Genomic DNA, 20,894 nt, shown 5'->3' with positions numbered 1-20,894 from the left:
CCATGACACAGACGTCTGTCCAGACCACGCACTATATCCCCACCGACCTGCCCACGAGCATCCGTCACTTCATCGGTGGAGAATTCGTCGACAGCGTCGGCGGGGAAACCTTCGACGTGCTCGACCCGGTCTCCAACCAGACCTACGCCACAGCGGCCGCCGGCCAGCAGGCCGACATCGATCTGGCCGTCGCGGCAGCGAAGGAGGCGTTCGACAACGGACCCTGGCCGCGCATGCTGCCCCGCGCCCGGGCCCGGGTGTTGCATCGCATCGCTGACGCCGTCGAGGCGCAGGACGCCCGACTGGCTGAGCTGGAGACATTCGACACCGGGCTGCCGATCACGCAGGCACTCGGTCAGGCGCAGCGCGCCGCCGAGAACTTTCGGTTCTTCGCCGACCTGATCGTCGCCCAGATCGACGACACCTATAAGGTGCCCGGCCGACAGATCAACTACGTCAACCGCAAGCCGGTCGGTGTCGCCGGTCTCATCACTCCGTGGAACACCCCGTTCATGCTCGAAAGCTGGAAGCTCGCCCCCGCGCTGGCCTCCGGCTGCACCGTCGTACTCAAACCGGCCGAATTCACCCCCCTGTCGGCGAGCCTCTGGGCGGAGATCTTTCGCACCGCCGGCGTGCCCGACGGTGTGTTCAATCTGGTCAACGGTATCGGCGAGGAGGCCGGCGATGCGCTGGTCAAGCATCCGGATGTGCCGCTCATCTCGTTCACCGGCGAGACCACGACCGGCCAGACCATTTACCGCAATTGCGCGGCCAATCTCAAGGGCATGTCGATGGAGCTCGGCGGCAAATCGCCTGCCGTGGTCTTCGCCGATGCCGACCTCGACGCCGCGATCGACTCGACCCTGTTCGGAGTATTCTCGCTGAACGGTGAGCGGTGCACCGCATCGAGCCGCATCCTGGTGGAGCGGTCGGTCTACGATGACTTCTGCGCCCGCTACGCGGCCCGCGCCCAGAGCATCGTGGTCGGCGACCCGCACGACCCGAAGACCGAGGTCGGCGCGCTCGTACACCCCGAGCACTACGCGAAGGTCATGAGCTACGTCGAAATCGGCAAGACCGAGGGACGCCTGCTCGCCGGTGGTGGCCGCCCGGCCAACCTCAGCGAGGGCAACTACGTCTCCCCCACGGTCTTCGCGGACGTCGCCCCGACCGCCCGCATCTTTCAAGAAGAGATTTTCGGTCCGGTCGTCGCCATCACCCCGTTCGACACGGATGCCGAGGCACTCGAACTGGCCAACGGTGTGAAGTACGGTTTGGCCGCCTACATCTGGACCACCGACCTCACTCGCGCGCACAATTTCTCGCAGGCAGTCGATGCCGGAATGGTGTGGTTGAACTCGCACAACGTGCGTGACCTGCGCACCCCGTTCGGCGGCGTCAAGGCCTCCGGTCTCGGCCACGAGGGCGGCTACCGTTCGATCGACTTCTACACCGATTCGCAGGCCGTGCACATCACGCTCGCCCCCGTGCACACGCCCCGCTTCGGCGGCAACTAGCCCCGCCGCCGCCCGTTCGCTTTCCGGGCCCGGGCCCGGAAAGCCGGCCCAGGTTAGATACTGGGCCCACTCTCATAGGGTGGGCCCGGTGCAGCACCCCGGACCATCACTGGCCGTCTCAACGGCCGGCCCCACGCATCCGTTTCAGAAAACCTCAACGAGGAGAACCCCATGACCAACCCCATCCCCACTCCCACCACGACCCCGCCCGACATTCTGCGCTGCGCCTACATGGACATCGTCGTGACCGACCTGGCCAAATCCCGCGAGTTCTACGTTGACATTCTCGGCCTCGTCGTCACCGAGGAGAGCGACACCGAGATCTACCTGCGCTCCTTCGAGGAGTTCATCCACCACAATCTGGTGCTGCGCCAAGGGCCGGTGGCCGCCGTCGCAGCGTTTGCCTACCGGGTGCGCAGCCCCGAAGACGTCGACCTCGCCGAGGCGTACTACCGCGAGCTCGGCTGCCGTACCGAACGCCGCACCGAAGGCTTCACCAAGGGCATCGGCGACAGCGTGCGCGTCGAAGACCCGCTCGGCTTCCCCTACGAATTCTTCTACGCCACCACCCACGTCGAACGCCTCGCCTGGCGCTACGACCTGATGGGACCGGGCGCGCTCGTGCGACTCGACCACTTCAACCAGGTCACCCCCGACGTCGGCCGCGGCCGCAAATACCTCGAAGACCTGGGCTTTCGCGTTACCGAAGACATCCAGGACTCCGACGGAGTCACCTATGCGGCCTGGATGCGCCGCAAGGACACCGTGCACGACACCGCCCTCACCGGCGGCAACGGGCCACGCATGCACCACATCGCTTTCTCCACGCAGGAGAAGCACAACATCATCTACATCTGCGACAAGCTGGGCGCGCTGCGCAAGAGCGACCTGATCGAGCGCGGCCCGGGCCGGCACGGTGTCTCGAATGCGTTCTACCTCTACCTGCGCGACCCCGACGGTCACCGCATCGAGATCTACACGCAGGACTACTACACCGGCGACCCCGACAACCCCGTGGTCACCTGGGACGTGCACGACAACCAGCGCCGCGACTGGTGGGGCAACCCCGTGGTCCCCAGCTGGTACACCGATGCCTCGCTCGTGCTCGACCTGGACGGCAACCCGCAGCCCGTCATCGAACGCACCGAGTCCAGCGAAATGGCCGTCACCGTGGGCGCCGACGGCTTCTCATACACCCGCAAAGACGACAGCGTGGCCGGCTTCAAACTCGGCAACACCCTCTAGGAGGTAGCTCATGCTTGACCAGTCAGTCATAGAAGAGATCGCCGACGAACTCGTTGCGGCCGGCCGCACCCGGTCGACGGTTCCCCTTCTGACCACCCGACACCCGGGCATGACCGTCGAAGACGCTTACGCCGTACAGAGCCTGTGGAAGGAGCGCGGCATCGCGGCCGGCCGTCGGCTCGTCGGCCGCAAGATCGGCCTGACCTCCAAGGTCATGCAGGTCGCGACCGGCATAACGGAGCCCGATTACGGGGTGATCTTCGCTGACGAGGTCTACGAGAATGGCGCGAGCATCCGTTTCGACAGCTTTTCGAACGTGCGGATTGAGGTCGAGCTCGCGTTCGTGCTCGGTAAGCCGCTGTCCGGGCCGAACTGCACGCTCTTCGACGTGCTCGATGCCACCGAGTACGTGGTTCCGGCGCTGGAGATCCTCAGCTCGCGCATCGAGATGCCTGGCCGCACGATCGTCGACACCATCTCCGACAACGCGGCGATGGGCGGAATGGTGGTGGGCGGCACACCGGTGAAGGTCGGTGACATCGACCTGCGCTGGGTGTCGGCACTGCTCTACCGCAATCAGACCATCGAGGAATCCGGGGTGGCTGCGGCCGTGCTCAACCACCCCGCTGCCGGCGTCTACTGGCTGGCGAACAAGCTCGCACAGCACGGAACCAGCCTCGAGGCCGGGGAGATCATCCTGGCCGGCTCGTTCACCCGGCCCATGTGGGTGGAACAGGGCGATACCGTACACGCCGACTATGGACCGCTGGGAGCCATCACATGCCGATTCGAGTAGCAGCGGAGCCGACCTTCCGCGACGTTCTGGCGGGCAGTGAACGTGCGCAGATCGGTATGTGGGTGTGTTCCGGCAGCGCCCTGGTCGCGGAAATCTGCGCCGGCAGCGGTCTCGACTGGCTCCTGATCGACACGGAGCACAGCCCGAACGGCCTGGAGTCGACGCTGAGCCAGCTGCAGGCCGTGCACGGTTACCCGATCATGCCGCTGGTGCGCGCTCCAATCGGGGATCGGATCATCGTGAAGCAGCTCCTCGACCTCGGTGTGCAGAATCTGCTCATTCCCATGGTCGATACCGCCGAACAGGCCCGTGACATGGTCGCCGCGGTGCGCTACCCGCCGCACGGCGTTCGCGGAGTCGGCAGTGCTCTCGCCCGGGCCTCCCGGTGGAACCGCATCGACGGCTACCTGGCCCGCGCCGACGAGACGATCGCACTGTTCGTGCAGATCGAGACGACGGATGCCGTGGCCAACGTCGCCGAGATCGCGATCGTCGACGGGGTGGACGGCTTGTTCATCGGTCCCTCCGACCTCGCCGCATCGATGGGCCTGCTCGGCCAGCAGGACCACCCCGACGTCGTCGCCGCGGTCGAGCAGTGTATCCGCACCGTCACGGCGCTCGGCAAACCGGTCGGCGTCAATGCTTTCGCGCCGGCGACCGCCGAACGCTACCTGGCGGCGGGTGCCCGGTTTGTGCTCGTCGGTGCCGACGTAGCCATCCTCGCCCGGGCATCCGAGACGCTCGCCGCGACCTTCATTCGCCCCACGGGTCCGGCCGGGTCTGAGCTTCCGCGGCCGAGTTACTAAAGCGACAGAGCGACCGAGCCGAATGCGAGAATAAGAGGGTGTCGATCCCAGAATTCGCCGAAAACTCCGGCCGCCCCCGGCCGGCGCCCGCCGCGCACTCGCAAACCCTGTCGCGCGGCATCCGCGTGCTGGAAATTCTCGCTGACACCGCCGAACCGATGAGCATCGTCGCACTCGCTGCCGCCCTCGACGTGCACCGCTCGATCGCCTACCGCATTCTGCGCACCCTCGAGGATCACGGCCTCGTCGTGCGGGATCCGGCCGGACAGGTGCGGCTCGGCGCGCGGCTGGCTGCCCTGGCCCGCGGGGTGTCCCGCGATCTGCAGGCCGCTGCCCTGCCCGTGCTCACCCGCATCGCCAACGAACTCGGCATGACCGCGTTCGTCGCGGTGCTCGACCAGGGCGAAATCTTCACTCTCGTGAGTATCGAGCCGCGGCAGGCCCATGCGACGGTCGCGCAGCAGCCCGGCACGCGGCATCCGCTGAACATGGGCGCACCGGGAATCGCCATCCAGTCCGGTCTGAGCGCCACGGAGTGGGCCGCGCTCGGCCAATCGGAAACCCGCCGCAGTGAGGCTGGGGAGGTCGCCGCCCTCGGCTATGCCTCAAGCCACAACGAGGTCATTCCCGGCCTGTCGTCGATTGCCGTTCCGCTGCTGGTTCCCGGGGACTCCCCCGCGTCTCTGGCCGTCGTCTACATCTCCAGCCGGCATTCCCCCGCCGATATCGGCGCCGTCCTCACCGCCGCGGCTCGCACGATCGTCGCCGAAGTCAGCTGACTATTCGGCCACACACAGGCTCTGCACACCCACCCGCACGATCGACCCGATGTGGCGTGCCCGCAGTTGAGACACGATACTGGGCTCGTCGGCATAGGCGAGGAACTCGCTGTTGTAGGTCTGGCTCGGGTATCCGTCGGCGGCCCACCCGTCGGTGATGCGCAGAAACGCGGCTGCTGCGGCGTCGTAATTGACGTCCCAGTCGTCGGTGTTCGCGCCCGAGAACGTTAGGTTCATGCCATACCCGACGCCGGCGCCGTCTGCGCACTGAAAGGAGTACGGCGTGGTCGCCCCGGCGAGGTCGAGCGCCGCGCCGGGAACCTCTCCCTGCGCGGCCGGGGCCTCAAACGCCGGCCCGAAGCGGGCGGTGGTTCGCGCGACAAACGCGCCGAATTGCTGCTCGAGTTCAACCGCCGCCAGCGCGGTCGAGGGCGCAGCCGGTGGCACAATTTGCGGGGGCAGGGCCGGAGTCTGCAGGAGTTCAACGTTCCCTGCAGCCGGGAGCTCCGACCGTTCGCCGGCAGCCACAACCTTCGCGATCGCCCCGAGCCCGAGCGCCAGGGTGAGGCAGAGCAGCACGGCCGCAGCGACCAGCCCGGCAACCGCAATGGACGCCGCATCCGCTCCCCCCGACCGTTGGCGTGCCCGCGGCACCCAGCCGCCGATGCCCGCCGCGAGCGCGAGCAGTGGAATGGCTGCCGCCGCGACGAGCTGCGCGAGGTAGCCGAAAATCAGCGTGTACGGGTCGGGCGCGGCCGAGCCGCCATAACCGACGCCGAGCCCCAGGTAGAGCATCCACACCGGCGACACCACGGAGGCCACCGCGAGCAGCCCACACAGCCGGCGCAGGCGACGCACCCGGAGTGACGGCAGGCTGCCCGCCAGATAGGCGAAATTCTCAGCGGATGCCGCCGGCGCGAGCGTCGGCACCGACCATACGCCGACAACCACGCCGACGATCATGGCCGCGACGGCGAGAACGAGCACGAGCGACAAGCCGATGGTCACGCCACCGTCGGTCGCCACCACCCACCCGTCGCCCCCGGTGGCACAGAGCAGGCGCGGCGGAAAGAAATCGTAGCGCAGCCGGTGAGTTGACCCGTTGACCCCAGCGCAGGTCTCGCCCACGTCATAGGGGCTGAGTAGGAACGCGGTGACGATCGGCCACAGCATAGCCACGATGAGGCCGGTGAGAAGCACGCCGACCGCGGCACGCGCCTGCGTCGATGGTGGTTTCGTGGAGGTCATTTCCTCCAAACTAGCGTTGATCGAACGGTGCAGCGCCCGGGCGCACCCGAACACGACGCTCACAATACTGACCGCTAGGTAGGTAATTCACGGTTTTACTGTCATACTGCCCCAGTGCCGGTTTCACCGCACAATCCCCACACTTTGCAGCGTCACCCGCCGCAATACCCGCAGCAGTACCCGACCCCCAGCACCGCAGTGAGATACGAGGGAGTATTCCATGGCCTTAACGACCGAGCGCACACCGATTTCCAGCGCCAAACGGAACGAAGAACGGCGAGTTCTCGCCGGCACCATGGTGGGTACCACCATCGAGTGGTACGACTTCTTCATCTACGCTCAGGCCGCCGGGCTCGTACTGGCGGGCCTGTTTTTCGCCCCGCTCGCCGGAGAGAATGCCCCCTTGGCCCAGCTGATCGCCTGGGCATCACTCGGAATCAGCTTCCTGTTCCGCCCGCTGGGCGCCATTGTCGCCGGCCACCTCGGTGACCGCATCGGCCGCAAGGCGATGCTCGTCTTCACCCTCGTCACGATGGGTGCGGCAACGGCACTCATCGGCCTGCTGCCGACCTACGACCAGATCGGCGTCGGGGCACCCGTGCTGCTGATCGTGCTGCGCATCCTGCAGGGCTTCTCGGCCGGCGGAGAATGGGGCGGTGCCGCGCTCATGTCGGTCGAACACGCACCAGACAACAAGCGTGGCTTCTTCGGCGCCTACCCGCAGATCGGCGTTCCGGTTGGCCTCATCCTCGCCACCGGCGTCATGATCGCCGTGACCACCTCGATGAGCGAAGAGGCCTTCCTCACCTGGGGCTGGCGCATCCCGTTCCTCGTGTCGGTGCTCCTCATCGTCGTCGGGTGGGTCATTCGCCGCGCGGTGTCCGAGAGCCCGGTCTTTCAGGAGATGCAGACTCGCAAGAAGGAATCTGCCGCTCCGCTCAAGCAGCTCTTCCAGAACCACTCGCGTCAGGTCATCCTCACCGCACTCATCTTCATCGCCAACAACGCGGCCGGCTACATGCTCATCGCGTTCTTCAGCTCCTACGCCACCAAGCCCGTTGAGGCCGGCGGACTCGGCATGGACCGCACCCCGGTGCTCGTCGCCAGCACCGTGGCAGCCGTGTTCTGGCTCGCCTCCACCATGTTCGGCGGCATCCTCTCCGACAAGATCGGTCGCATCCGTACCTTCCAGATCGGCTATGCCTTTCTGTTCCTCTGGGCGATCCCGATGTTCGCCCTCATCGACACCGGCGATATCGTGTGGTTCGCGGTATCCCTGATCGTGTTGGCGAGCGGGCTCGGCCTGTCCTACGGCCCGCAGGCCGCGCTCTACGCCGAGATGTTCCCGGCCCAGGTTCGCTACTCGGGGGTGTCGATCGGATATGCCCTCGGCGCTATTCTCGGTGGAGCTTTCGCACCGCTCATCGCGCAGTTGTTGCTCGATCAGACCGGTCAGTCGTTCTCCATCGGCATCTACCTCATGGCACTGGCTGCGATCTCCTTCGTCGCGGTGACCCTCGTAAAGGAGACCCGCGGGATTCCGCTCGGCGTCAGCGCCCACGAGTAGCCGCGCCCCATTTCGACCGGGCCCGGGCCCGGAAAGCGGGCCCATGGTAGATCATGGGCCCGCTTGCGTAAGGTGGGCCCGGCCAATACTGCTCGGAGCCGGGCACCGAAAACCGTGAGCCAGGTACCAGAAAGAGCCCCCGTCACCGACGGGGGCTCTTCTGTACTGCTGAACGGATACCTAGCCGTTGATGACCTGCGGCACGCCAAGCGCCTTGAGACCCTCGACGCCGAACTCCAGCCCGTAGCCGGACTGCTTCGCCCCGCCGAACGGAATCATCGGGTGCACCATGCCGTGCGCGTTGATCCAGACGGTACCGGTCTCGAGACGGGCGGCAACCTCGCGAGCCCGAACGAGGTCGCTCGACCAGACAGAACCGCCCAGTCCCACATCAACGTTGTTCGCACGAGCGATGGCATCGTCGAGGTCGGTATAGCGGATGATCGGAAGCACCGGCCCGAACTGTTCCTCGGCGACGAGCGGGTTGGCGTCGTCGATGTCCGCGATCAGGGTGGTCGGGTAGAAGTAGCCCGGTGCTTCCAAATCGGGATTGCCACCGATGAGCACACGAGCGCCGGAATCCTTCGCAGCCTGCACGAGACCGGCGACAATGTCGAACTGCGCCTTGTTCTGCAGCGGACCGAGCACGTTGTTCTCGTCGATTCCGACGCCCATCGGCATTTTTGCCGCGAACGCTGTCAGCGCGTCGCAAACAGCGTCGTAGATGTCGTCGTGCACGTACAGGCGCTTGAGGGCGGCGCAGGTCTGGCCGGTGTTGATGAACGCACCCCAGAACAGTCCCTCGGCAATAGCCTCGGGGTCGGCGTCGGGCAGCACGATGCCGGCATCGTTGCCGCCGAGCTCGAGAGTGAGGCGCTTGACCGTGTCGGCCGAGCTGCGGATGATGGCCTTGCCGGTTGCGGTCGATCCGGTGAACATGACCTTGCCGATGCCGGGGTGCACGGCGAGGCCGGCTCCGATCTCGCGACCGCCGGAGACGACGGTGACGAGTCCCTCGGGCAGCACCTGGTTCATGACGGCCACGAGGGCGAGAACGCTCAACGGCGTGTACTCGGAGGGCTTGACGACGACGGCGTTTCCCATCCGCAGCGCGGGCGCGATCTGCCAAATCGAGATCATCATCGGCCAGTTCCACGGACCGATCGCGCCGACGACGCCGATCGGGCGGTAGGTGATCGCGGCGTGGGTGGTGCCGTCGTCGAACACCACCTCGGACTCCAGCGGGGTCGCGGCCGCGGCGCGCAGCCACCCGGAGGCTCCACCGACCTCGAAACGCGCATTCGGTCCGTTGAGCGGTTTGCCCTGCTCACGCGAGAGCAGCTGGGCGAGGGGCTCAGCGGCGGCATCGATCGCGTCAGCGGCGCGCATCATGATGGCGCTGCGCGCTTCGTGGCCGAGGGCCGCCCAGGCCGGCTGGGCCAGCTTGGCGGCAGCGATGGCCGCTTCGAGATCGTCGACGGTGTGCACCGGGGCGAGGCCGACGACATCGCCGGTCGCGGGGTTGAGCATTTCGCGCGTCTCCCCCGTCGTCGGGGTGATGGCGGCGAGCAGTCCGTCTAGGGTGTCCAGCGTCGGGGTTGCCAGGGTGTCGTTCGTTGTCATGAGTCCTCCACGTTGAGTGCGGCGCCGTGAGTCCCGCCGTGACTCCACCGTACGCGCGGGCCTCACCTCAGCGCTTGCACGAGAGCGCTGCCCAACCACCATCCCGTGCACATCGTGCGCGGGGCGCCACTCGTTCCGCGGCCGTTGGCGGTCATTTCACAGACCGGTACGCCCGGGTCAGGCCAGAAACTGTAGCGCAGCCTCTCTGAACTCGCGGGAGGTGAGCGCGTTAAGGTGGGTGCGTCCGGGCAACTCCAGATACCGCGCGCCGCGGTCGGCGGCGAGCGTGGCAATCCCCGCCGTAATCGGGTCCGCCCCGCCGGCGACAAACAGCTGGGGGATGCCCGCCGGCACGTCGAGCGTACTCCCGGCAAAACCCTGCACACAGGCCACGAGGGCGTCCAGATCGGCACCCGATGCGATTATCGGGCCGAGCACCGCGGCGATGGTGGGGTCGGCCGGCAGGTCGCCGTGGGCCACGAACCGGTTGACGGCGTCAGCATCCCAGGTTGCAAACAGTTCGATGGGGCCGGCGCCACCGAGCACGAGGCGGTGCACGCGTTCCGGCACCAGCCGGGCCAGGGCGGCAACAACCCGCGATCCCATCGAATAGCCGATCACGTCGACCCGCTCAAGTTCGAGCGTGTCGAGCACAACCACCAGGTCGGCGGCGAGTTGCCGAGGCTCATAGTCGGCGGCGTGGTGCGGCTTATCGCTGCGTCCATGACCGCGCAGGTCGGGGGTGATCGCCCCGCGCTGGGCCTCTGCCAGCGCACGAACCCAGCCCGAGCCACCCCAGGTGACCTCGGCGGTCGACGCGAAACCGTGCACGAGCAGAACCGGCCGTGCTCCCGGCGCTGCATCAAAGGCTATGCGCACGCCGTCCAGGCGCCGAGCGAAATCGGTCACTCGACGGCATCGCTCTCTGCGAACACCGCGCCGGCGTGCGCCATCTCGGCGAGGGCCGTCGCGGTGGATTCCGGGGCGACCCCGGCCACGAGATCGGTCAGCACGCGCACGTGCTGGCCGTGTTCCAAAGCGTCAAGGGTGGAAGCGCGCACGCAGTAGTCGGTGGCCAGACCGACGATGTCGACGTCAGTCACGCCGTGCTCGCTCAGCAATGCCCCCACACTCTGCCCCGCTTCTGTGGTGCCCTCAAAGATGGAGTAGGCGGGCTTGCCCTGCCCCTTGCGAATGTGAAACGTGACGGCATCGGTCGTGAGAGCGGGGTGGTATTCGGCGCCCGTGGTGCCGGCAACACAATGCACCGGCCAGGTCGTGACGTAGTCGGGCGTCGTGTCGCGGGCGAAGTGGCCCCCGTTGTCGTTGCCGATATCGTGCCAGTCGCGCGAAGCGAAGACATATTTATAGACGAGCGGATGCTGCGCCAGCAGCGCGCTCACACCCGTCGCGACGGCGGTACCCCCGTCAACGGCGAGGGCGCCGCCCTCGGTGAAGTCATTCTGAACGTCGATGATGAACAGTGCGTGGGTCACGATGTCTCCTTCGAGAGTCAGTTAGTACACGGTCAGTTGTTGGACAGGTTATCGCCGCAGTGAAAGAATCCGGTGGTCAACGTGTCGATGGCGATTTTTGCGTTCGAATTCACGTTGCCGATGGCATAAATAGCGAAGGTGAGCGGGGTGCCGTCGGCGGCGTGGATAATGCCGGCCAGCGTGTAACCGGTATCGATCCAGCCGGTCTTCGCGAAGACGGCGCCGTCGGCGGCGGAATTGGCACCGGCGAACCGGTCGCTGTAGGAGAGCGATCCGCGCGGACCGCCGGCTACCGGCAGGCCGTCGAACAGCACCCCCAGGTTTCCCTCCCGCGCGTTGACCTTGATGAACAGCGCGGTCAGATAGGCCGGCGAGACCGCGTTGTTGGGGCTGAGCCCCGAGCCGTCAGTGATGATCATGCCGGTCGTGTCGATGCCGTACGCGGCGAGACCCCCCACGATGCCCTCCTGCAGTGCGGAGAACGAATTTCCGGCGCCGTATTCGATGGCCACGAGCCGGGCGAGCATCTCGGCGATGGTGTTGTCGCTCACGATCAGCGCCTGCTGAATGAGCGTTGACACCGGAGCGGACTGTACGACACCGAGTGGAGCTGCGCCGGCCGGGGCAGTGCCCTGGCTGATGGTCACGCCGCCGCCGAGGGCGTCGGCGAATGCCTGCCCGGCCCGCATGATCGGGTCTTCGCTGCGAGCCGAGGTGCTGCGGGTGGGGTCGTTGCGGTCGCCGTCGACCATGAGCGCGGTGATCTCCGGCATGTAGCCGAGGCCGAGTTCGGTGCGGGCCCAGCCCGCGTCCCAATCCGGGCCGGAAAAGTAGGAGGAGTCGAGCACGAGCGAGCTGATCGGCGGGTTGGCCGGATCGGCGGCCCAGGCGACCATGGTCTGCGTCGCGAGGTCGTCGAGGTGCGCGGCACCCGTGTAGAACGATTCCTGGCCCGTGGGCAGCCGCGACAGGGTGAGGTCTCCACCACCGACGAGCACGACCTGGCCGGGTTCGGCACCCTGCACGACGCGGGTGCTGGCTCGATAATCACTACCGAGAACGTTGAGGGCGGCGGCCGAAGTGAGCACCTTCATAACGCTCGCCGTGCGCGAGGAGGTCGTGCCGCCCCGGTCGAAGAGCACCTCACCGGTTGTGGCATTGACCACCTGGGCCTGGAATTCAGCGAGGCGGCTGTCGGCGGCCAGCGCGGCGACCGAGCAGGTACGCAGCTGGCTGGCGGCGGTGGCCTCGGCCGGAACCGGCCGGGCCGGATCGACGGTGGGCGTGGGGCTCGGTGTCGGCGTGGTCACCACGGATGCTGCCGCCGGTTGCGTCACGCCGGTCTGGGTTCCGGCAAAAACGGCGCCACTGCCCAGCAGCACGAACGCGACGCCGCCGGCGACGATCAGCCAGGCGCGCCGGTGCCGGGTGAACACGCGTGCGATCCCACCGCGCGGGGCGGCACCAGCCGGAGCGGGTTCGGGTTTCTGCACTGGTTCGTCCACCTCCGTATGCTAACCGACGCACCTTGCCGTCGAACTATTCACCCGGGTAGCGCAGACCGATCTGAGCCCGCACCGTGTCGAGGGTGGTCATGATGGCGACGGATTCCTCGGCCGGCATGATGTCGCTCGATACCTTGCCGGCACGAATCAGAGCCTCCGCTTCGGCCGCTTCGAAGTGCATGCCACGACCGGTGAATTGGGTCGGCTCGAACGTTTCGAGCACCGCGCCGAGATTGTCGAGCACCCGAAAACTGGTCGGCGTATACCAGACGGCGTCGATGTCGATGCGCCCGTCGGTGCCGATGATCGTCGCCGACGTGGGGCCACGCGTGTTGCTGGCCGTGAATGTCGTGGCGATCTGGCCGCCGGGATACCGGAAGATCGTCGCGACCTGAGCGTCCACTCCGGTGGATTTGAACGAGGCGCTGGCCAGAATCGAGTCTGGCGCCCCGAAAACGGCGTGCGCGAGGCTCACCGGGTAGACACCGAGATCGAGTAGCGCGCCGCCCCCGAGCTCCAAGGCGTTGATCCGGTGTGCCGGATCGTCGGGCATGTCCTGAGTGTGGTCGGCGAGCAGGCTGCGCACATCGCCGAGGGTGCCGGAGGCCAGAATCTCGCGAATGCGCACCATGTGCGGCAAAAATCTGGTCCACATGGCTTCGAGCACCAGCAGGTTCTTGCTCGCGGCCAAATCAACGATCTGCCGGGCTTCACGGGCGTTGAGCGCGATCGGCTTCTCGATCAGCACGTGTTTGCCGGCGTTCAGCGCGAGGGTGGCGTGTTCGGCGTGAAACGGATGCGGCGTTGACACGTAAATGACGTCGACGTCGGGGTCGTTCACGAGGGCCTCGTAGCTGGAATGCGCGGTCGGGATGCCGAATTCTTCGGCAAACGCATCCGTTGAGGCCTGGTTGCGTGACCCGACGGCTTGTACCGTGTGGCCGTTCTGCACGAGATCATTGGTGAACATGTGGGCGATGCCGCCGGTGGCCAGGATTCCCCAGCGAATGTGAGCCGTCATGCCTGCAGCTTATCCGCAGGCACCGACACGGGGTTCTGAATCCCGAGTCCTGACACGATTCCGCCGCCGACCAGCAGTATTCCGGTCGCAATCGCCGCCCGATGAAACCCCGCCAAATCAAGAATCGGGCCGACGATGATGCTTGCCGCCGCAATCATGACGAGTCCAGCCACCCGCGACACCGCGTTGTTGACGGCCGAGGCGATACCGGCCCGATTCGGGTCGATGGCGCCGAGGATGGCGGAGGTCAGCGGAGCGACCGTGATGGTCAGGCCCAGGCCGAAGATGACGACGCCGGGCAGCACCTGGCTGGCATAGACGACACCGGGGCCGACCCGCAGCATGGTGAAGAAGCCGATTCCCGCGGTGATCGGGCCGATGAACATGAACAGTCGCGGGCCGAACCTGCCGGCCAGCCGCCCGACGATACCGGACAGGGCAATGCTCAGGATGCTCACCGGCAACAGGGCCAGGCCGGCCTGCGTCGCGGTATACCCGCCGACCTGCTGCAGGAAGACGGCGAGAATAAACGAACCGAGCGACAGCGCCGCATAGATCAGGGTCGTTGCCACGTTACCCACCCAGAAATTGCGCACTCGAAACAGGCTCAGCGGCATCATGGGCTGCCGAGTGCGGCTCTCGTGCCCGATGAACGCGGCAAAGCACAAAAAACCCACCGAGAGCGGCACCAGAATGACCGGGCTGCCCCACCCGAAGTTCGCGTGTTCGATCAGTGCGAAGACGGGCAGGGCGAGGCCAAGCACGCCCAGAACGGCGCCGACGATATCAACGCGGGTGCCGGCATCCGCTGCCCGATCGCCCGGGAGACGCGCGAGCAGCCAGAGGGTCACCAGAATCGGCACGATGTTGATGGCGAACACCAGTCGCCAGGACGCGACGTCGACCAGCACACCGCCGATGAGCGGGCCGGCGATGAAGGCGGTGCTGGTCCAGGCGGTCCAGGTGCCGATGGCGCGGGCCTGACCGGCACCCGAAAATGTGCTGAAGATGAGGGCGAGCGAGCTCGGTACCAGCAGAGCACCGGCTACGCCCTGCAGGGCGCGCGCGCCGATCAGAAAGGCAGCGGTCGGCGCCAGCGCACACAAAACGGATGCCGCGGCGAACCCCACGAGACCCCAAAACAGCACCCGTTTGCGCCCGAACGCGTCGGAGAGCGAACCAGCCAACAGAATGATGCCGCCGAGGGTGATGAGGTAGGCATCGACGACCCACTGCTGCGTCGCGATGCCGCCGCCGAGCTCGCGCGTGATCGCGGGGAGAGCCACATTGATCACCGTGCCATCCAAAAAAGCGATGAACGAGGCGAGCACAGCGACGGCGAGAACGAGTCGTTGTGTAGCGGCCGGTGCACGTGTCATGACCTGATTAAACTCCACCGGCCGCCGTTGCGGGTCTTTAGTACGCTCACGCGAATTTAATAGGTCAAACTAGACCGATGATCACCCTGCAGCAGGATGCCGATGGCTTCATCCGCATGAACCGGCACTTTCCCGACAACACGCTCATCAGCATCAGCTTCACCGCGGGGGCCCCGGAGGAATTCACCGGAGCCCAACTGAACGCCGTCTTTGACACGGCCCTGGCCGAGTTTCGTGGGCGGAACCATCTCGAGGGCGCCAAGGGTTTCTCCCGCGCGCCGGCGAAGACGGTACACCCCACGAAAAACATCACCTTCGTCAAGGTGTATCCCGGGATGGCCGGCTGAACGCGGACGCGACACCCGGTTCAGGCGGGTTGCGACGCCAGCGCGGTGAGGGCGGCGAGCTTGTCGACTCCGACCGGTTCCTCGGCCAGCAGCGGAACGATCGCGACCCGGTCAGCGCGGGCGAAGACCTCCGCGATCTGGGTGGCTTCGTTGGCGGCGCGCGCTTGCAGGAACGGGGTCTCGGGGTGCGCCGCGGCGATGGAATTGTTGACGACCCAACCCCAGGGGTGAATCCCGGCGCGTTCCAGGTCTTGCTGCAATCCCTCGGCTTCGAGCACCGGCGTCGTCTCGGCGAGGGTAACCAGCAACACCTTCGTCAGGGCCGGATCCTGCAGGCGCATCAACGGTGTGACGAACGACATGCTGTCGCCCATCTGACGCGAGATCTCTCGGTGATACGACCCCGTGGCATCCAGCAGCAACAGGGTGTGGCCGGTCGGGGCGGTATCGACCACCACGAACTCATGCCGTGATTCGTGCACGGCCTTGGAAAACTGCCGAAACACTGCCACCTCGTCGGTGCACGGTGAGAGCAGGTCTTCGGCGAGGGCCGCCCGGCCATCGTCGTCGAGGTTCTTGCCCTTGGTCGCCATGACGTTGTCCCGATACTCGGCAATAGCCTCGACCGGGTCGATGCGCGAGACACGCAGCCCGGGCAGGCTTCCATGCAGTGTGTCGACCAGATGGGCGGCCGGGTCCGTCGTTGTGAGGTGCACCGGGTGACCGCGCTCGGCGAGGGCCACGGCGAGCGCCGCGGCGATCGTGGTCTTGCCCACGCCGCCCTTGCCCATGCACAGGACCAGTCCGTGACCGGTCTGCTCCAGCTCGTCGACGAACCGGCCGAGCGGGGCATCCGGCACCTCGACCATCGATTGCGGTGGGGTATCTCCGTCAGTGCCGGCCCGAAACAGGGTGCGGAGCGCCCCGACGCCCATCATGTTGCCGGCCTTGAGTTCGAGAATATCCGTGGGCAGGGCGGCGAGGCTGGCGGGAAGATGATTCAGCGCCGCCGCCTCCCGGTTGCGCACCGCGGTGGCGATCGGTTCGATTCCCGCTTTGTCGGGCAGTACACCGTTGATCACGACATAGCCTCCGGGAATGCCGATTTGGTGCAGTTCGCCGAAGGTTCGATCGATCTCCGCCAGAGCGGATGCCTGGGCGCGGGCCACGAGCACCAGCCGGGTGCGGTCGGGATCAGCCAGAGCGGCGACCGCTGCGGCGTAGACCGCCTTGTGCTTCTCCAATCCGGACAACGGGCCGAGGCAGGAGGGGTCGCCCTTGCCGGCGTCAAGAAACTCCGTCCAGGACCCCGGTAGCTGCAGCAGGCGGATGGTGTGCCCGGTCGGGGCCGTGTCGAAGACGATGTGGTCGTACGTCTCCAGCAGGCTGTCGTCGGTCAGCAGATTCGTGAACTCATCAAATGAGGCGACCTCGGTCGTGCACGAGCCGGACAAACCCTCGACAATGCTCGCGAGCTCCCGGTCCGGCAGCAGTCCGCGAACGGGGGCGATGATCCGTTCGCGATAGGCATCCGCTGCCTGCTCTGGATCAATTTCGAGCGTCCACAGCCCGGAGATGGCGTCTATCGGGGTCACGGTATTGCCGATCGTGAGACCGAACACCTGCCCGATGTTGGAGGCCGGGTCGGTGCTCACCAGCAGTACCCGGCGACCGTTTTCGGCCAGCTCAATGGCCGTGGCACAGGCAACGGATGTTTTTCCCACGCCGCCTTTGCCGGTGAAGAAGAGAAAGCGGGGCGGGTGTTCCAAAAACTTCACGGTGTCAGCAGCAGGCAGTTGCAGCGCCGCCGCAGCATCCGCTGTCAGATTTCTCGGTCAGGCCCAGCTGCGGGCGCTCGTTCGGTTCGGTCGGTTCGGTCGGTTCGGTCGGTTCAGGAGCGAAGCCGGCGAAGGCGAGCAACTGTGACTTCGAGGGGTATGCACCGGTCGCCACGGTGACGCCGTCGACGACGGTGAGCGGCAGCCCGGTGGATCCGACGACGTGCATGAAGGCACGTACCGTCTCATCGGTGGTGAAGGCGAGCGGATCGGTGGCCAGGTTGTGGCGCTGAATATCGGCGCCGAGGTCCTGCAGGCTGCGGACCGTCGCGGTCACCGCCACGAGGGACTCATCGACGTCGACGCCGCAGACTCCGGTGTCACAGCACAGGGCCGGTTCGTAGATTCGGATGGCAGCCATATCAATCTCCTCAGGTCGTTATACCCAGTATGACCCTATATATCGATGAATATCAATACAGCCGGAGGTTCATTCCGCCGGGGCCCGGGGAGGCGCCAACGTGAAGTCGCGCACCTCCCCCGGAGCCAGGGTGGTTTCCACCCCATCGACCATGACGGTGACCGCGGCCGTGCCGCCCGCACGTACGTGCAATCGAAGATTGGTCGCCGTCACCTCCAGCCGGATCGGCTGCTCCCGGTAATTGATGGTGAAGTCGATGTAGGCGAGCTCCGCGGGCAACAGCGGATGCAGCCACAGTTTGTCGTCGCGAATTTCCAGCCCGGTATAGCAACGGCGCACGATGTCAACGGATCCGGCCATGGCCCCCAGATGAATTCCCTCGTGGGTCGTACCACCCTGAATGTCGGAAAGATCCGTCTCCAATGCGGTTGTCAAGAAGGTCCAGGACCGCTCGCGGTCGCGGCGGGCCTCAACCCAGGAGTGCGCGACATTGCTCAGCGTCGACCCCTGCGTCGAACGTGCAGCATAGAATTCCACCGTTTTCACGATCACCTCCGGCGCCAACGGATAGCCCATCTCGTGCAGCAGCTCGCGGAGTTCTTCGGCGGAGAACAGGTACAGAAGCATCAGAACGTCCGCCTGCTTTGACACACGGTAGTTGTTGGTGCGATCCCCCTCGGCGTTGAGGATGAGATCGAGCCGTCCCAGGTCGCCGTATCGGGACCGATACGCCTCCCAGGCGAACTCGGGCAGGTCTTCATAGCCGTCGAACTGGCTGATCACCCCGTCGGCGTGGAAGGGAACGCGCAGGCGACTGCTCATGTGCTGCCAGAGCGCGACCTCGTCCGGCCGCAAAGCGATCCGATCCCAGAGCGGACGGCAGTGGTGCTCCTCCAGCAGGGACACGGTGTGCACCGCACGACCCAGCACCCACGCTGTCAGAACATTCGTATAGGCGTTGTTGCGTATCCCCAACCCCGGTTTTCCGGGGTAGCCGTCATGGAATTCATCGGGCCCCATGGTGCCATCGATGTCGTACCGGTCGGCTGCCGCGTCATAGCCGGCGAGGGAGACAAAGAATCGCGCCACCTCGATCAGCAACTCGGCCCCTTGCCGGATGAGATAGTCGACATCGCCGGTCGCTTCGTAATACTGCCAAACACTGTAGGCGACGGCGAGCCCAACGTGACGCTGACGATGGGAGTGGTCGGGCATCCACTCGCCGCTGCGCGTGTTGAAGAGTTCGGCCGGCGTCACGTCACTCCCGTCGATGCCGCTCTGCCAGGGAAACATGGCACCGTCAAAGCCGGCGGCGCGAGCCAATGCCCGCGCTTCGTTCAAACGTCGGTAGCGGTACCCGAGCAGGGTCCGACTCAGGTCGGGCCGGCACAGTGTGAGGAGGGGGTAGACGAACATTTCGTCCCAAAAAATATGACCGCGATACCCCTCGCCGTGCAGCCCCCTGGCCGGGATGCCGGCGTCGAGGTCGGAGTCGGCTTCGGCCACCGACTGCAGTACGTGGAAGGTATTCAGGTTGAGGGCGAGGCGCTGACGTTCGCCGGCATGGATCTGCACGGCGAACTCTTCCCACAAGATCTCCCACCGCCGTTCGTGCGCCCGTTGCAGGTCGACGGTGTCTGGCAGCCGCTGAATCCAGGTCGAAACCGCCACGACCGGGGACGCTATCGCGCGATCCCTGGACGTACTGACGACGACGATCTTCTCCACCCGGAGCGGTCGACCCGGCTCCAACGCCAACTCGAATTCGTGCGCGACCCAGCCGCGGTCGTCGGTGAGCAGCCGCCGGTCCACCGCGAGCTGTTGGCCATCCGAGAACGCTCGGGTGCGCGCTGCCATCGCCAGGTGGATGCCGGACTGCGTCGTCGCCATCTCCAGCAGAACAGTTTCGTCGTTCAGGGCGTCTGCCGTGCGGGGCAGGAGATTTTCGCCCGTGAGCATGCGATCGGCGGCGACATTGCGGTTCGCCACCCGGCCGTCGAGTGCCGACCGCACGGTGAGCGGACCGGACCAGTCTTCAGCCTCGAACACGGTCTCGATCACGGCCAGATGCGGCGCAGACTGCGAGACGAAGCGGTGTGAGGTAACGCGGGTGGTTCGCCCCGCCGCGTCTCGAAAGCGGATGACGCGGCTCAGCACAGCTCGACGCAGGTCCAACTCTTGTCGGTACGTCACGACCTGATCGCTGCTCGGGCGGAACCACGCGTTGTCGGCCACCCGAAAGTTCAGGGGGAGCCAATTGGGCGCGTTGACCATGTGCTCATCCACGATCGAATGCTCGCCCAGATCGGTTCTCACCCGGTTGTAGACACCGGCCAGATACGTGCCGGGATAGTGCACGGAGTCGGCCTCCACTTCCGAGGCCGCGCCGCGGGTTCCCCAGTAGCCGTTGCCGAGCGTGCAGAGCGCTTCGCGTCGCCCCTCGGTGACCGGATCGAAACCGTCGTAGCAGAGCAGCCATGGTTCGCTGCCGGATTCGCTGCCGGCCCAACCGGGGAACGCCCGGAGGAGACTGGGATCCAACTCGCCCAGATCGGACACGATGCGATCGGCGCCAGCCGCCCGAAGATGTTCGCCGACCCCCGCCCGGTCCATGCCGACGACCAGCCCGAATCCGCCGGCCGCCGCGGCCTGCACCCCCGCCTCGGCATCCTCGACGACGACGGCCCGGCCGGGTGCCACCTGCAGCTGTCGCGCCGCCTCCAGGAACATGGCCGGATCGGGTTTGCCGGGCAGCGACAATCTGAGTGCATCCGTTCCGTCGACCCGGACATCAAAAAAGCCGGTCAGGCCCGCCGCCGTGAGTACCGCAACGCAGTTGCGGCTCGACGTCACGACCGCCGTGGGAACACCCTGCCGGCGCAGCCGGTGCAGCAGTGCGACCGCGTCGGCAAACGGTACCGTACCGTTGGCGGCAAGACGCTCATCGAAGAGCGCTTGTTTGCGTTCGGCCAGCGACGCGATCGTGGGAAGCAGACCCGGCTGTACGATCGGCTCATCGACGCGGTGAGTGGCCACCCCCTCGGGCAGCGTAATCCCGCGCGAGGCCAGAAAGACCCGGATTCCGTCTTCCCGGGGGCGTCCGTCTACGTAGCGCCGATAGTCAGCGTCGGCATCAAAAGGTTTGACCGGGGCGGTCGAGAGCTGAGGAAGCACCTCATCGAACAGGTCTTTCCAGGCGCTCGCATGCACGGATGCCGTCTGCGTGACCACACCATCCATGTCCAGGATGACGGCGTCGTAGGCCCCGCGCGCTGCAGGCACCGGCTGGTTCTCGCTCACGAATGCGCTCCTCACCCCTTGGGAACACCCAGGTACTCCTCAGACCCTACAGGCGGGGCCGGTGGT

Annotated in this window: 17 protein-coding genes; 7 read left to right on the top strand and 10 right to left on the bottom strand. The window is 66.2% G+C overall.

All coding sequences use genetic code 11. The annotated features are described in order from the left end of the window. The first annotated feature begins 2 nt into the window (after positions 1-2). The 5 genes from hpaE to QMK22_RS01685 all read left to right on the top strand — a co-directional run bounded on the left by hpaE (position 3) and on the right by QMK22_RS01685 (position 5,143). Entirely contained in the window at positions 3-1,517 is a 1,515-nt protein-coding gene (gene hpaE / locus QMK22_RS01705) for a 5-carboxymethyl-2-hydroxymuconate semialdehyde dehydrogenase (RefSeq protein ID WP_283495891.1), read from the top strand. Between the two features lie 171 nt (positions 1,518-1,688). Beyond that, positions 1,689-2,762, top strand: coding sequence for a 3,4-dihydroxyphenylacetate 2,3-dioxygenase (gene hpaD / locus QMK22_RS01700; protein WP_283495890.1), 1,074 nt, complete (start codon positions 1,689-1,691; stop codon positions 2,760-2,762). Between the two features lie 10 nt (positions 2,763-2,772). Then, complete coding sequence (gene hpaH, locus QMK22_RS01695; RefSeq protein WP_283495889.1) at positions 2,773-3,558, top strand: 2-oxo-hept-4-ene-1,7-dioate hydratase; 786 nt, start codon at positions 2,773-2,775, stop codon at positions 3,556-3,558. After that, positions 3,543-4,364, top strand: a complete 822-nt coding sequence (locus QMK22_RS01690) for an aldolase/citrate lyase family protein (protein WP_283495888.1) — start codon at positions 3,543-3,545, stop codon at positions 4,362-4,364. The genes hpaH and QMK22_RS01690 overlap by 16 nt, the downstream gene beginning before the upstream one ends. 38 nt (positions 4,365-4,402) lie before the next feature. Beyond that, positions 4,403-5,143, top strand: coding sequence for an IclR family transcriptional regulator (locus QMK22_RS01685; RefSeq protein WP_283495887.1), 741 nt, complete (start codon positions 4,403-4,405; stop codon positions 5,141-5,143). On the opposite strand, the gene QMK22_RS01680 is transcribed toward QMK22_RS01685, so the two are convergent. Beyond that, positions 5,144-6,391 (bottom strand): hypothetical protein, encoded by a 1,248-nt coding sequence (locus QMK22_RS01680; RefSeq protein WP_283495886.1) that lies wholly within the window; start codon positions 6,389-6,391, stop codon positions 5,144-5,146. Positions 6,392-6,611: 220 nt separating this feature from the next. Here QMK22_RS01680 and QMK22_RS01675 point away from each other — a divergent pair, with 220 nt between their 5' ends. After that, positions 6,612-7,958, top strand: a complete 1,347-nt coding sequence (locus tag QMK22_RS01675; protein ID WP_283495885.1) for an MFS transporter — start codon at positions 6,612-6,614, stop codon at positions 7,956-7,958. 180 nt (positions 7,959-8,138) lie between these two features. Here the strand turns inward: QMK22_RS01675 and QMK22_RS01670 are convergent, their stop codons facing one another. From QMK22_RS01670 to QMK22_RS01645, 6 genes are all read right to left on the bottom strand, one after another. Further along, positions 8,139-9,548 (bottom strand): aldehyde dehydrogenase family protein, encoded by a 1,410-nt coding sequence (locus tag QMK22_RS01670; RefSeq protein ID WP_283496037.1) that lies wholly within the window; start codon positions 9,546-9,548, stop codon positions 8,139-8,141. A 210-nt stretch (positions 9,549-9,758) separates the two neighbouring features. Further along, entirely contained in the window at positions 9,759-10,490 is a 732-nt protein-coding gene (locus QMK22_RS01665; RefSeq protein WP_283495884.1) for an alpha/beta fold hydrolase, read from the bottom strand. Beyond that, a complete protein-coding gene (locus tag QMK22_RS01660; protein ID WP_283495883.1) occupies positions 10,487-11,077 on the bottom strand; it encodes an isochorismatase family protein in 591 nt (196 codons plus the stop codon). The genes QMK22_RS01665 and QMK22_RS01660 overlap by 4 nt, the downstream gene beginning before the upstream one ends. Positions 11,078-11,109: 32 nt before the next feature. Continuing rightward, complete coding sequence (gene dacB / locus QMK22_RS01655; protein ID WP_283495882.1) at positions 11,110-12,582, bottom strand: D-alanyl-D-alanine carboxypeptidase/D-alanyl-D-alanine endopeptidase; 1,473 nt, start codon at positions 12,580-12,582, stop codon at positions 11,110-11,112. A gap of 34 nt (positions 12,583-12,616) precedes the next feature. Next, on the bottom strand, positions 12,617-13,603 hold the full coding sequence (locus tag QMK22_RS01650; protein WP_283495881.1) for a Gfo/Idh/MocA family protein: 987 nt from the start codon (positions 13,601-13,603) through the stop codon (positions 12,617-12,619). After that, the gene (locus QMK22_RS01645; RefSeq protein ID WP_283495880.1) at positions 13,600-14,982 is read right to left on the bottom strand and encodes a DHA2 family efflux MFS transporter permease subunit; all 1,383 of its coding nucleotides are present in this window, start codon (positions 14,980-14,982) and stop codon (positions 13,600-13,602) included. Before QMK22_RS01645 ends, QMK22_RS01650 begins: the two co-directional genes overlap by 4 nt. Positions 14,983-15,059: 77 nt before the next feature. Here QMK22_RS01645 and QMK22_RS01640 point away from each other — a divergent pair, with 77 nt between their 5' ends. Next, complete coding sequence (locus tag QMK22_RS01640) at positions 15,060-15,329, top strand: hypothetical protein (protein ID WP_283495879.1); 270 nt, start codon at positions 15,060-15,062, stop codon at positions 15,327-15,329. A gap of 20 nt (positions 15,330-15,349) precedes the next feature. Here QMK22_RS01640 and arsA read toward each other — a convergent pair whose 3' ends face one another. From arsA to QMK22_RS01625, 3 genes are all read right to left on the bottom strand, one after another. Next, positions 15,350-17,107: an arsenical pump-driving ATPase gene (arsA, locus tag QMK22_RS01635; protein WP_283495878.1), complete on the bottom strand. Its 1,758-nt coding sequence runs from the start codon at positions 17,105-17,107 to the stop codon at positions 15,350-15,352. Positions 17,108-17,111: 4 nt separating this feature from the next. Further along, positions 17,112-17,528, bottom strand: a complete 417-nt coding sequence (gene arsD / locus QMK22_RS01630; protein ID WP_283495877.1) for an arsenite efflux transporter metallochaperone ArsD — start codon at positions 17,526-17,528, stop codon at positions 17,112-17,114. 69 nt (positions 17,529-17,597) lie between these two features. Continuing rightward, the gene (locus QMK22_RS01625; RefSeq protein WP_283495876.1) at positions 17,598-20,828 is read right to left on the bottom strand and encodes a beta-phosphoglucomutase family hydrolase; all 3,231 of its coding nucleotides are present in this window, start codon (positions 20,826-20,828) and stop codon (positions 17,598-17,600) included. Positions 20,829-20,894 lie beyond the last annotated feature (66 nt).

This window comes from Cryobacterium sp. PH29-G1 (assembly GCF_030063365.1).
Taxonomy (GTDB): Bacteria; Actinomycetota; Actinomycetes; order Actinomycetales; family Microbacteriaceae; genus Cryobacterium.
This window is presented reverse-complemented; position numbering and strand designations above follow the sequence as displayed.

Bases quoted from the DNA above. Each gene is read 5' to 3' on its own strand.
- hpaH (WP_283495889.1), top strand. From the start codon at position 2,773: ATGCTTGACCAGTCAGTCATAGAAGAGATCGCCGACGAACTCGTTGCG.
- QMK22_RS01640 (WP_283495879.1), top strand. From the start codon at position 15,060: ATGATCACCCTGCAGCAGGATGCCGATGGCTTCATCCGCATGAACCGG.
- QMK22_RS01675 (WP_283495885.1), top strand. From the start codon at position 6,612: ATGGCCTTAACGACCGAGCGCACACCGATTTCCAGCGCCAAACGGAAC.
- QMK22_RS01645 (WP_283495880.1), bottom strand. From the start codon at position 14,982: ATGACACGTGCACCGGCCGCTACACAACGACTCGTTCTCGCCGTCGCT.
- QMK22_RS01680 (WP_283495886.1), bottom strand. From the start codon at position 6,391: ATGACCTCCACGAAACCACCATCGACGCAGGCGCGTGCCGCGGTCGGC.
- arsD (WP_283495877.1), bottom strand. From the start codon at position 17,528: ATGGCTGCCATCCGAATCTACGAACCGGCCCTGTGCTGTGACACCGGA.
- QMK22_RS01650 (WP_283495881.1), bottom strand. From the start codon at position 13,603: ATGACGGCTCACATTCGCTGGGGAATCCTGGCCACCGGCGGCATCGCC.
- QMK22_RS01690 (WP_283495888.1), top strand. From the start codon at position 3,543: ATGCCGATTCGAGTAGCAGCGGAGCCGACCTTCCGCGACGTTCTGGCG.
- hpaD (WP_283495890.1), top strand. From the start codon at position 1,689: ATGACCAACCCCATCCCCACTCCCACCACGACCCCGCCCGACATTCTG.
- hpaE (WP_283495891.1), top strand. From the start codon at position 3: ATGACACAGACGTCTGTCCAGACCACGCACTATATCCCCACCGACCTG.